The sequence below is a fragment of the Stenotrophomonas sp. YJH_SMC_133 genome (genome assembly GCF_059370655.1).
This window is the reverse complement of sequence record NZ_JCAFTW010000008.1, coordinates 213,462-225,116: the sequence shown is the minus strand read 5'-3', so window position 1 is coordinate 225,116 and position 11,655 is coordinate 213,462. Positions and strand designations below refer to the sequence as shown.

Below are 11,655 nucleotides of genomic sequence, written 5' to 3'. Positions count from 1 at the left end.
CCTGGGGGCTTGGCCGCGGCATCCATGCCGCGGACACCCCCGCGACGCCCACCCGCCCGGCCCCTGACAGTTTCCTGCGCGTGCCAGCCACGGAAGAGAATCAAAAGATCAAAAGCAAAGGCAGGCGCTCGTTGTAGCGCCGAGCCCCTGCTCGGCCGCTGTACGCGAAGCCTCTGAGCCGAGCATGGCCAGGCTCTACAGAAGATCATTCCGATCATTCATTCGTTCATCCACGCATGGCGTGGATCTACCGTGTCGACCAAGGTCGACACCCATCAGGCACCGGCCATGCCATTCCGACAGATCGCAGAAATCTGTCGAAGGCGGGGTGGGTCCGGTTGCGGGGGTGTCCGCGGCACGGATGCCGCGGCCAAGCCCCCAGGGACGGGTTTACGGCGTCCCCCGCAACCGGACCCGCCCTGCCATCCCACGGAATGCCCGCTGTTGCTGTTGCTTCGGTTGTTGCTGTTGCTTCGGTTGTTGCTGTTGCTTCGGTTGTTGCTGTTGCTTCGGCTGTTGCATTGGCCTCTGCGGGTGCAGGGCGCAGCCCTGCATCGACCAACTCCCTACTTCTTCAGGAAGTTGTCCACCAGCAGATGCTTCACGTCGTCGAAGCGGCCGTTCAATACCGCCTTGGCTGCATACAGCGCGGTACCGGCCACCTGCTTGGCCTCGATCTGCGGCGGCATCACCAGCTCGGCGCGGCTGGTATGCACATCCAGCAGCGCCGGGCCACGCTGCGACAGGAAATCCTGCACCGCTTCTTCCAGATCCTCGCTGCGCGTCACCGTGCGGCCGTGGAAGCCGATCACTTCGGCAAGGCGGCCAAAATCCGGGTTCTTCAGGTCGGTGTAGTTGTCCAGCAGGCCTTCCACCTTCTGCTCCAGCTCGACGAAGTTCAGCGAGCCGTTGTTGAACACCACCACCTTGATCGGCAGGTTCTCCTGCACCGCGGTCAGCAGGTCGCCCAGCAACATTGCCAGGCCGCCATCGCCGGACAGCGAGATCACCTGCCGGCCAGGGAACGCCTTCTGCAGGCCCAGCGCCTGTGGCATCGCGTTGGCCATCGTGCCGTGCAACAGGCTGGTCAGCGTGCGGCGGCGGCCGTTGACGCGGATATGCCGCAGCACCCACACCATCGGCGAGCCACCGTCTGCAGTGAACAGCGCATCGTCGCTGGCATGCTTCGACAGCAATGCCGTCAGATGCTGCGGGTGGATCAGTTCACCCTCGCCCGGCTGTTCTTCCTGCTCGCGCTTCTTCAGTGCCTTGTCGCGACGCCCGATGCACTCGTCCAGGAAACTGCTGTCCTCGCGCGGCGGCAACATCGGCAGCAAGGCATCCAGCGTCGGTGCGATATCACCGACCACGCCAAGGTTCACCGGGTGGCGGCGGCCGAGATGGCTGCCATCGCGGTCGACCTGGATGATCGTGGCCTTGTCCGGGTAGAACTGGCCCCAGGCGAAGTCGGCGCCGAGCAGCAGCAGCGTGTCGCACTCCATCAGCGTGTGGAAGCCGGATTCGATGCCGAAGATGCCGGTCATGCCCATGTTGTACGGGTTGTCCGGCTCGACGAAGTCCTTGGCGCGCGAGGTGTGCGCGATCGGTGCCTGCAGGCGCCGCGCCAGTTCCAGCAGCTGTGCGTGCGCACCCTGGCAACCGGCGCCGGCGTAGATGCCGATGCGCTTGCCCTGCCCCAGCAGCTCGGCGATGCGCTGCAGCTCAGCATCCGACGGGCGCAGTACCGGCTGGGTGTAATGCACCGAGAACGGCACATCGTGCTTCACTTCTGCCTGGCTGATATCGGCGGGCAGGATCACCACCGCCACGCCACGGCGGCTGATCGCGGCCTGGCAGGCCAGGGTGACCACGCGACGCGCCTGCTCGGCGCTGTGCACCTGCTCGCAGAACACCGAACAACTGGCGTACACCGCCTTGAAGTCCACTTCCTGCGGAAATTCCATGCCCAGCTCGCTGGTCACCACCTGGCTGGCGATCAGCACCATCGGCGCGCGGTTGCGGTTGCTCTCGAACACGCCATTGATGAAATGCAGGCTGCCGGGGCCGCAGGAGCCGGCGCAGGCGGTCAGTTCGCCGCTCACCAGCGAATCGGCGCCTGCGGCAAAGGCTGCTACTTCCTCATGCCGCACATGCACCCATGCGATCTCGCTGCCATGCATCGCATCGGTCACATGGTTGAGCGTATCGCCCACGATGCCGTAGCAACGGCGGACACCGGCCTGCTGCAGGGCGTCCACCACGATTTCGGCCACGCGCTTGCTCATCGGATACATCCTCGAACGGGGGAACATCCGAGGCTAGACCCGATGAAGTGATGCCTCTGCAAAAAAGGGACGGAGGGAATTAAGTCGTATGTGCCGCAAACGACTTGATTCCCTCCGTCCCCTTTTTCTTCAATCGTTGACGTTGATCCAGCCTTCCACCGCGCCCTGCTTCGGGTTGCGGTAGCGCAGCTTCACCCAGCCGTCCTGTTCATCCAGCAGTTCCACGCGATCACCCTGCACCAGGTAGCGTTTGGTGCTGGAGGCGCCGGGTCGGTCGAACAGGAACAGGCGCGCGGGTACCACGGTCGCCTGCTGCCCCTGCAACGGCCCGTCCGGCGGTGCGCCCAGGCCATCGGCAATCGCGCTTTCCAGCACACGGCCGGCCGGATCATACGTGCGCCAGACCGCCAACGGGCCCTGCTCGTCGGTCTGTTCCCACTGCAGCGCGGCGTTCAAGGTATCGCCCAGCATCAGCACGCTCTCAGAGCGGTACAGATGGAGCGTCGCGCCTGCAAACCGGTACTGGTCGGTGTACCACATCGGGCCACTGCGGCAGCTGCTGGTCAGGGTTCGAGTGGCAGCATCCACGCTCAACCCCATCAGGTCACCGCAACTGTCCTTGCCGTGGGTGTCGGCCTGCAGCGCGCGGAACCCCGCACTGGCCGGATCGAACCGGTACACCGTCACCGCTTCGTTGACCATGCCCACCGAGGCGCGTGCGACCAGTTCCGGGTAGCCGTCGAAATCGACATCTTCGAGCGACCATCGCGAACTGCCATCGGCATCCGCCGCGCCCTCAAGCGTCTGGCGCTTGCCCGACGGTGACAGCTGCACGGCGATGCTGCCGTCCTGCTGCGGATCGGCATGCGCCTGCACATGCGCGGCCACCTGGAAACGCAGCGTTTCGCCGTCGTCGCCACTTGCCTGCGCCGACGGTGCCAGCACGCCCGCCAGCACCAGGCCCAGCACGCATTCCCTGTAATTCATCATTGCTCCCTGCGACACCGCGGCGGCACCTTCAACTCAGAACGATACCTCGACCGGCTGCCGCGACCACAGCACCGATTGATGCTTGGTCTGCTGCTTCCACGCCAGGCGGATCGCTTCGATGTCGGCGCGGCGCTGCGGGGTGTCCTCGTGCAGCACCACCAGCACCTTGGTGCGCAGGCGGTTGGGCGCGGCATCACCGCGGAACAGCCATTGGCCATAGGCATCGAACACGGTCAGGCCATCCGGGAAGCGCGGAGTGACTTCCTTGTCCAGGAAGGTGCGCCACTGCGCCTCGCTGATGGTATCGGCCTGCGGGCGGTTGCCGGCGCCCTGCTCCTCGCCCACGCCGAAATACAGCTCGCTGCGCACCCAGCCGTGGCCGGCGGACGGGCGTGCAGCATCGCCCTTCAGTTCGGCGGTGGTGGCCGTGGCATAGGCGCTGGGCGCCTGCGAGGACAGGCTGGCGCAGCCACTGGTGGCCAGCAGCACGGCGAAGACGAGGCCAAGGTGTTTCATCGGTACAGCTCCGGGGAAGGGGGACAAGGCGAGCCGGCAGCGTACAGCGCCACCGGCCCGGCGTGCTGATGCCAGCAGGGCATCAACTCATGCCGGACCGGCAGGGGCTTGCATCGGCACCGGTCATCACGCGAAGATAATATATCGCTTCATCCGGATGGATGTAAGTGAAACCATCTCCCCCCTTCCCCGTCGTCGTTGTTGCTGGAGCCCCCATGTCCGTCCGCCTGCCCGCGTCGCCGCTCGGCCTCGCTATCGCCCTCGCGCTTTCCTCCGCCGCCGTCCCGGCCCTGGCCCAGGACGCCACCAACCTGGACACGGTGATCGTCACCGGCACCCGTGCCGCCGACCGCACCGTGCTCGAATCCACCTCGCCGGTGGATGTGCTCACCGCCGAGGACATCCGCAAGGCCGGCGTGGTCAACGGCGAGCTGGGCAGCGCGCTGCAGGCGCTGTTGCCGTCGTTCAACTTCCCGCGCCAGTCCAACTCCGGTGGCGCCGACCATGTGCGCGCCGCACAGTTGCGCGGCCTGTCGCCGGACCAGGTGCTGGTGCTGGTCAATGGCAAGCGCCGCCACCACACCGCGCTGGTCAACACCGACAGCAAGATCGGCAAGGGCACCACCCCGGTTGATTTCAATTCGATCCCGGTCAGCGCGATCAAGCGCATCGAAGTACTGCGTGATGGCGCTGGTGCGCTGTATGGCTCGGATGCGGTGGCCGGTGTGATCAACGTGATACTCGACAACGGCGGCGACGGTGGCGAGATCGAGGCCAGCTACGGTGCCAACCACACCGACCTCAAGCCGATCGGGCGTACCCTCACCGACGGCCAGACCGGCAACATCAGCGCCAAGGTCGGCACCTCGCTGGGCGAGGACGGCGGCTTCCTGCGCGTCGGCCTGGAATACAAGCATCGCAACGGCACCAACCGTGCCGGCTTCGACCAGATTCCGCCGTGGGACCAGACCCCGGGCAACCTGGCGCTGCAGGGCAAGCGCAACTATGTGCTGGGCGATGGCAAGAGCAAGGACATCAACCTGTGGCTGAACACCGAGATCCCGGTGGGCCAGACCTCGACATTCTATGCATTCGGCACCTTCAACCAGCGCGATACCGAAGGCGCAAACTACTTCCGCTACCCCGATGGCGATGCCAACTGGAAGCAGGTCTATCCGAATGGATACCGGCCGATCTCCGAGGGCGAGAACCGCGACGTGCAGGCCGTGGCCGGCGTGCGCGGGCAGTGGGGCGAATGGAGCTACGACGGCAGCCTGGACTACGGCCAGAACGACTTCACCTACCGCCTGCGTGATTCGCTCAACGCCTCGCTGGGCCCGACCAGCCCGACCCGCTTCAAGACCGCCGATTACGAATACGCGCAGACCGTGGGCAACCTCGATCTGAGCCGCGTGTTCACCCAGAGCGACAGCATCAGCCACACGCTCGGCCTGGGCGTGGAAGCACGCCACGAGCGCTACCAGACCCGCCCCGGTGACCCGGCCAGCTATGCGGCCGGCCCGTTCACCGACCGCCCGACCGGTTCGCAGGCCGGTGGCGGCCTGACCCCGCAGGATGCGGCGCGCCTGTCGCGCGATGTGGCCAGTGCCTATGCCAGCCTGTCCAGCCAGTTCGGCGAGAAGTTCTCCACCGATCTGGCCGCGCGCTACGAGCACAACGATGATTTCGGCGGTGAACTGACCGGCAAGCTCGGCCTGCGCTACGAATTCACCCCGGCGTTCGCGTTGCGTGGCGCCATTTCCAACAACTTCCGTGCGCCGTCGCTGGCACAGATCGGCTACGAGTCCACCTCCACCGGCTACAACGCTGGCGGTCAGCTGGTGCAGGGCCGCTTGTTGTCGGTCAACAATCCGATCGCGCGCGGCCTGGGTGCGCAGAACCTGAAGCCGGAAAAATCGATCAACACCTCGCTGGGCTTCACCAGCCGCATCGGTGAGCACTTCGACCTGTCGCTGGACTTCTTCCAGATCGACATCGACGACCGCATCGCGCTGTCGGAGAGCATCACTGGCGACGCACTGACCGACTATGTGGCCGCCAACTACGGCGTCAGTGGCCTGCAGAGCGCCAGCTTCTTCGTCAACGCCGCCGACACCCGCACCCGCGGCGCCGAACTGGTGAGCAACTGGCGCCAGTCGCTGGGCGATGGCCAGCTGCTGCTGACCGGCACCTACGCCTACACCAAGACCACGCTGAAGAACGTGCTGGCTACGCCGGCACAGCTGCGTGCACTGAATCCGGACTACGTGCTGTTTGGCATCGAAGAAACCAACACGCTTACCGATGCCACGCCGCGTACCCGCGGCAGCTTCTCGGCCGCATGGAGCAACGACCACTGGTCGCTGAGCACCCGTGTGAACCGCTACGGCAGCGCCACCCGCGTGTTCAACTTCGGTGACGGCTACATCCCGCGCCAGACCTACCAGGCCGAGTGGCAGCTGGATGCGGAGGTCGAATACCGCATCACTCCGCGCTGGAGCGTGGCCATCGGCGGCCAGAACCTGACCGACAACTACCCGGATCGATCCAACAGCGATATCCACTACTTCGGCAACCTGCCGTATGACGTGCTGTCGCCGATCGGCAGCAACGGCGCCTACTACTACGGCCGCGTTCGCTATACCTTCTGATTGCTCTGGGTGTAATTGCCTTGGGTGGGTGCGGACCGTTGGTCCGCACTGTCTGGGTTCAATGCAGGCTGACCCTTTGTGCCAACCAACGGTTGGCACCCACCGGAAGTGATCGCTCTCGGTGGGTGCGGACCGTTGGTCCGCACTGCCTGGGTTGAATGCAGGCTGACCCTTTGTGCCGACCAACGGTCGGCACCCACCGAAGCAAGGCCGTAGCCTGCCCTCGACCCCGCGTACACGCCCACGCTGGCAAGCTGGGCGTCATGGCTGAACCGCTCCCCCTGCGTCCGCCACCGCCATTGCTGGACGACGCCTGTGCGTTGTTCCTCGATGTCGACGGCACCCTGATCGAATTCGCTGCGCGCCCGGATGCCGTGCAGCTGCTGCCGGATGTGCGTGAAGCCATCGGCCGCATCAGCGACCGCCTGGAAGGTGCCGTGGCACTGGTCAGTGGTCGCCCGCTTGAACAGCTGGATCAACTGTTCGCTCCCCTGCAACTGCCTGCCGCTGGCCTGCACGGCCATGAACTGCGTGGCCAGGATGGTCGTGTGCTGCGTGACGAACACGATGACGACACCGCCGAGTGGCTGCACGCACTGCACCAGCAGGCGATGCGCTTCGCCCACGGCCATCCCGGCGTGCTGGTGGAAGACAAGGGCGTCGGCCTGGCCCTGCACTGGCGCGGCGCGCCGCATGCCGCCAGCGATGTCCGCGCCTTCGCCGACCGCCACGTGCGTGGCCGTGCCAGCTACCGCCTGCAACCTGGCGACCATGTGGTCGAGTTCGTGCCTGTCGGCACCGACAAGGGCCGTGCCGTGCGCCGGATGATGCAGTACCTGCCCTTCCGCGGCCGCCTGCCGGTGTTCCTCGGTGACGACCTCACCGATGAATTCGGCTTCGACGCCGCCAACGTCCAGCATGGCTGGAGCGTGCTGGTGGGCGAGCGGGAACCGAGCAAGGCGGTGTTCGCGCTGCCCGACATACGCAGCGTGCACGCCTGGCTGCGTGAGAATGCCTATTGACCCGGCCACCCCACGGCCGCAACCGAGATGTACCGCGTGATGACCCAACCCGATCTTGATCTGGGCGTGGTCGGCAACGGCAGCTTCGGCGCCCTGGTCGACAAACGTGCCCGCGTTGTCTGGAGCTGCCTGCCCACCTTCGACGGCGACCCCACCTTCTGTGCCCTGCTCGGTCCCAACCAGCAGACCGGTGGCGACTTCGCCATCGAGCTGGAGGACTTCGCGAGCAGCGAGCAGGAATACCTGACCAACACCGCGATCCTGCGCACCGTCCTGCGCGACGCGCACGGTGGCGAACTGGAAATCCTCGATTTCGCCCCGCGCTGGCGCCAGAACGACCGTTTCTACCGGCCGGTCAGCCTGATCCGCCAGGTGCGTCCGCTGGCCGGCAGCCCGCGCATCACCGTGCGTGCGCGACCGCTGGCGGACTGGGGCGCACGCGTGCCGGAGTCCACCTGGGGCAGCAACCACGTGCGCTGGATCCTGCCCGAGCATGTGCTGCGGTTGACCACCGATGTACCGGTGCGCTTCGTGCGCGACGGTCTGCCGTTCGTACTCAACCATCCCATCCACCTGATCCTGGGCGTGGATGAATCGCTCAACCGCTCGATCAGTGGCTATGTGCAGGAAGCCTTCCAACGCACCCGCGACTACTGGCGCGAATGGGTGCGTTACCTGTCCATTCCGCTGGAATGGCAGGACGCGGTGATCCGCAGTGCGATCACCCTGAAGCTGTGCCAGTACGAGGACAGCGGCGCGATCATCGCGGCAATGACCACCTCCATTCCGGAAGCCCCGGGCAGCGTGCGCAACTGGGACTACCGTTACTGCTGGCTGCGTGATGCCGCTTTCGTGGTGCGGGCGCTGAACCGCCTCGGCGCAACACGCACGATGGAGCAGTTCCTCGGCTACATCTTCAACCTGGCCACCACCGACGGCACGCTGCAGCCGCTGTATGGCATCGGCTTCGAAGCCAAGCTGGACGAGGACGAAGTACCCAGCCTGTCCGGCTACCGTGGCATGGGCCCGGTGCGACGCGGCAACCTGGCCTGGGTGCAGCGCCAGCACGATGTCTACGGCAGCGTGGTGCTGGCGTCCACGCAGCTGTTCTTCGACCGGCGCCTGCAGGACCCGGGTGATGCGCACACCTTCGCCCGCCTGGAGCCCCTGGGCGAACAGGCGTTCGCCCTGCATGACGTACCCGATGCCGGCCTGTGGGAATTCCGCGGCCGCACCGAAGTGCATACCTATACCAGCGCGATGTGCTGGGCCGCGTGCGACCGCCTGTGCAAGATCGCCGTGCGCCTGAAGCGTGATGACCGCGCCCGCTACTGGCGCGAGCGCGCCGACACCATCCACGCGCGCATCATGGCCGAATCCTGGAGCGAGGAGCTGGGCCACTTCACCGATACCTTCGGTGGCCATCGGCTGGATGCCTCGCTGCTGCTGCTGGCCGATATCGGCTTCATCGACGCGCTGGATGCGCGCTTCATTGCCACCGTCGATGCCATCGGCCGCGACCTCAAGCATGGCAATTCGCTGTACCGCTATGTCGCGCCGGATGACTTCGGCGAGCCGGAAACCAGCTTCACCATCTGCACCTTCTGGTACATCGATGCGCTGGCGGCAATCGGGCGCATGGACGAAGCACGCGAGATGTTCGAGCTGCTGCTGAAGCAGCGAAACCATCTGGGCCTGCTGTCGGAGGATCTGGCCTTCGACAGTGGCGAGGCCTGGGGCAATTTCCCGCAGACCTATTCGCACGTCGGCCTGATCACCGCCGCGATGCGCCTGTCGCGGTCCTGGCAGGAGGCATCGTGAGTCGTCTGGTCGTGGTATCAAACCGTGTGGCCGTGCCCGGCGAGAACCGCGCAGGCGGCTTGGCGGTCGGCCTGCTGGCCGCCCTGAAGGAGCGCGGCGGCCTGTGGTTCGGCTGGAGCGGCAAGACCGTAAAGGAAGGCAGCGGCACGCTGCACCGGCAGAAGGACGGTGACATCGACTACGTCACCATGGACCTGAGCAAGCGCGAAGTCGATGGCTACTACAATGGTTTCGCCAACCGCACGCTGTGGCCACTGCTGCACTTCCGGCTGGACCTGGTCGACTACGACCGCGGCACCCGCGAGACCTACCACAAGGTCAATGCGCTGTTCGCCGACAAGCTCGCGCCATTGCTGCGAGAGGATGACATCGTCTGGATCCACGACTACCACCTGATCCCGCTCGGCGCACTGCTGCGCGAGCGCGGCATCGGCTGCCGCATCGGCTTCTTCCTGCACATCCCGATGCCGTCGGCCGACCTGCTGCAGGCGATGCCCGACCACCTGCGGCTGTTCTCTGCGCTGTATGCCTACGATCTGGTCGGCTTCCAGACCCAGCGCGACGCTGATCGCTTCCAGACCTACCTGCGCCTGTTCGGCGGCGGCCGCGTACTCGACAACGGCGAGCTGGAAGCACCGGGCGGGCGCCGCTTCCGTGCCGCTGCCTTCCCGATCGGCATCGACACCGAGCTGATCGCACGGCAGGCCGGCACCGCCGCCACCAAGGCCGCGGTAAAGAACCTGCGCAACAGCCTGCGTGATCGCCAGCTGGCGATCGGCGTGGATCGCCTGGATTACTCCAAGGGCCTGCCCGAGCGCTTCCTCGGCTTCGAGCGCTATCTTGAGCGCCACCCGGACCAGCGCGGCTCGCTGACCTACCTGCAGATCGCGCCGGTCTCGCGCGGCGATGTCACCGAGTACCGGCAGCTGCGCAGCCAGCTGGAACAGATCGCCGGCCACATCAACGGTGGCCACGCCGAGCCGGACTGGACGCCGCTGCGCTACGTCAACCAGAACTTCACCCATGCCACCCTCACCGGCTTCTACCGGGCGGCGGCGGTCGGCCTGGTCACGCCGCTGCGCGACGGCATGAACCTGGTGGCCAAGGAGTACGTGGCCTCGCAGGACCCGGAGGATCCCGGCGTGCTGGTGCTGTCACTGCTGGCCGGCGCTGCCGACGAACTGAAGCAGGCGCTGCTGGTGAACCCACATGATCTGGACGGCGTGGCCGACGCCATCGCCACGGCAGCGACGATGTCGCTGAGCAGGCGCAAGGAGCGCTGGCACGCGATGATGGAACATCTGCGTACCTACGACATCAACCACTGGCGCCGCAGCTATCTGGACGCGCTGGAAGGTTGAGGAAAAAAGGGGACGGAGGGGATCAAGGCAGTTGTGCACAGACGCCTTGATCCCCTCCGTCCCCTTTTTCCTTCAATCCAGGAATCGCGCTGCCTGCTCCGGTGCGGGCAGATGACAGGCGTCGTGCCGTCCGAACCAGCGGTAGCGGTTGCGCGCCAGCACGCGGTACGCGGCATCACGCCAGCCGCGCGGCACTGCCCGTAGTACGCCGGTCAGGCGCCAGGCGCCGCCCAGCCCCGCCAGCACGCGGAGGATCGCATCGGTATCGGTCCAGGCACCCTGCGCGTCCAGCAGCAGGAACGACATCGGGTCCTGCGGGTCCAGCCCGTGCGCGCGCAACATCGCGCTGCCCTGCTGCCCCTGCATCGCCGCAAAGCGGTAGCGCCCGGCGCGGTCGAAACGCAGCAGGAAGCGCACCCAGCGGTTGCACAGCGCGCATACGCCATCGAATACGATCACCGCGCTGCCCGCCTCGGCGGCGGCCTCACTGCGGTTCGAGCCAACCTTCATAGCGGATCAGGGCTCCCGCCCAGGGCAGCGTCACATCGACCAGGAAAGTGTACCGCTCACCCTGCCAGGCTTCGCGGCAACGCACGCCACCAAACCAGCGCCTCGGCAACGGCAGCAGCCCGAACGCCCAGACCCGGCGCACCGACCAGTCGATGCCACCCTCGCGGGCCTGCAGATCAAACTCGAAGCGCACCGCGCCCAACTGCTCGCGCAGGCATCCCTCGTGCGCCCACAGCCGCGACACCATCGGCCAGCGGCCAAAACGCCGCGCCCACTGCTCGCCCTGCCCGTGTGCACTGAACGCCACTTCGGTCGGCAACGCTCCACCGTCCTTCGGCAGCCGCGCCAACGCGGCCAGCAGCGGCACCAGCCAGTGCCGCCCCCTCACGATATGCGCCTGCCCCACGTAGCGGCAGGGCAACGGCGCGGCATGCAACGCCTGCACCGGCGCGGCCAGGGTGACGAAGGCCGGCCCCAGCACGCGCGCGAACAGCGGCAA

9 protein-coding genes are annotated in these 11,655 nt (G+C 66.3%); 4 read left to right on the top strand and 5 right to left on the bottom strand.

The features are described from left to right. Positions 1-566: 566 nt before the first annotated feature. The 3 genes from AC5P78_RS13570 to AC5P78_RS13560 form a co-directional block, all read right to left on the bottom strand. The gene (locus AC5P78_RS13570) at positions 567-2,285 is read right to left on the bottom strand and encodes a thiamine pyrophosphate-dependent enzyme (protein ID WP_111188915.1); all 1,719 of its coding nucleotides are present in this window, start codon (positions 2,283-2,285) and stop codon (positions 567-569) included. A 129-nt stretch (positions 2,286-2,414) separates the two neighbouring features. Beyond that, positions 2,415-3,272, bottom strand: coding sequence for an SH3 domain-containing protein (locus tag AC5P78_RS13565; protein WP_049395386.1), 858 nt, complete (start codon positions 3,270-3,272; stop codon positions 2,415-2,417). Between the two features lie 36 nt (positions 3,273-3,308). Beyond that, on the bottom strand, positions 3,309-3,791 hold the full coding sequence (locus AC5P78_RS13560; RefSeq protein WP_010481551.1) for a DUF3574 domain-containing protein: 483 nt from the start codon (positions 3,789-3,791) through the stop codon (positions 3,309-3,311). A gap of 215 nt (positions 3,792-4,006) precedes the next feature. Between AC5P78_RS13560 and AC5P78_RS13555 the strand changes: the two genes are divergently transcribed. From AC5P78_RS13555 to otsA, 4 genes are all read left to right on the top strand, one after another. Continuing rightward, complete coding sequence (locus AC5P78_RS13555; RefSeq protein ID WP_414489936.1) at positions 4,007-6,442, top strand: TonB-dependent receptor plug domain-containing protein; 2,436 nt, start codon at positions 4,007-4,009, stop codon at positions 6,440-6,442. Between the two features lie 263 nt (positions 6,443-6,705). Beyond that, complete coding sequence (gene otsB, locus AC5P78_RS13550) at positions 6,706-7,464, top strand: trehalose-phosphatase (RefSeq protein WP_010481547.1); 759 nt, start codon at positions 6,706-6,708, stop codon at positions 7,462-7,464. A gap of 39 nt (positions 7,465-7,503) precedes the next feature. Further along, positions 7,504-9,285 carry a glycoside hydrolase family 15 protein gene (locus AC5P78_RS13545; protein ID WP_029550881.1) on the top strand — a complete coding sequence of 594 codons (1,782 nt, stop codon included), beginning with the start codon at positions 7,504-7,506 and terminating at the stop codon, positions 9,283-9,285. Next, entirely contained in the window at positions 9,282-10,646 is a 1,365-nt protein-coding gene (gene otsA, locus AC5P78_RS13540) for an alpha,alpha-trehalose-phosphate synthase (UDP-forming) (protein WP_049413347.1), read from the top strand. The genes AC5P78_RS13545 and otsA overlap by 4 nt, the downstream gene beginning before the upstream one ends. 72 nt (positions 10,647-10,718) lie before the next feature. Here the strand turns inward: otsA and AC5P78_RS13535 are convergent, their stop codons facing one another. Next, positions 10,719-11,156 carry a thiol-disulfide oxidoreductase DCC family protein gene (locus AC5P78_RS13535; protein WP_005410786.1) on the bottom strand — a complete coding sequence of 146 codons (438 nt, stop codon included), beginning with the start codon at positions 11,154-11,156 and terminating at the stop codon, positions 10,719-10,721. Beyond that, entirely contained in the window at positions 11,131-11,655 is a 525-nt protein-coding gene (locus AC5P78_RS13530) for a DUF4166 domain-containing protein (RefSeq protein WP_181501397.1), read from the bottom strand. Before AC5P78_RS13530 ends, AC5P78_RS13535 begins: the two co-directional genes overlap by 26 nt.

What these genes read in the sequence shown, in the direction of transcription:
- AC5P78_RS13570 (WP_111188915.1), bottom strand. Translation starts at nt 2,285, where the DNA reads ATGAGCAAGCGCGTGGCCGAAATCGTGGTGGACGCCCTGCAGCAGGCC.
- AC5P78_RS13565 (WP_049395386.1), bottom strand. Translation starts at nt 3,272, where the DNA reads ATGAATTACAGGGAATGCGTGCTGGGCCTGGTGCTGGCGGGCGTGCTG.
- AC5P78_RS13560 (WP_010481551.1), bottom strand. Translation starts at nt 3,791, where the DNA reads ATGAAACACCTTGGCCTCGTCTTCGCCGTGCTGCTGGCCACCAGTGGC.
- AC5P78_RS13555 (WP_414489936.1), top strand. Translation starts at nt 4,007, where the DNA reads ATGTCCGTCCGCCTGCCCGCGTCGCCGCTCGGCCTCGCTATCGCCCTC.
- otsB (WP_010481547.1), top strand. Translation starts at nt 6,706, where the DNA reads ATGGCTGAACCGCTCCCCCTGCGTCCGCCACCGCCATTGCTGGACGAC.
- AC5P78_RS13545 (WP_029550881.1), top strand. Translation starts at nt 7,504, where the DNA reads ATGACCCAACCCGATCTTGATCTGGGCGTGGTCGGCAACGGCAGCTTC.
- AC5P78_RS13535 (WP_005410786.1), bottom strand. Translation starts at nt 11,156, where the DNA reads ATGAAGGTTGGCTCGAACCGCAGTGAGGCCGCCGCCGAGGCGGGCAGC.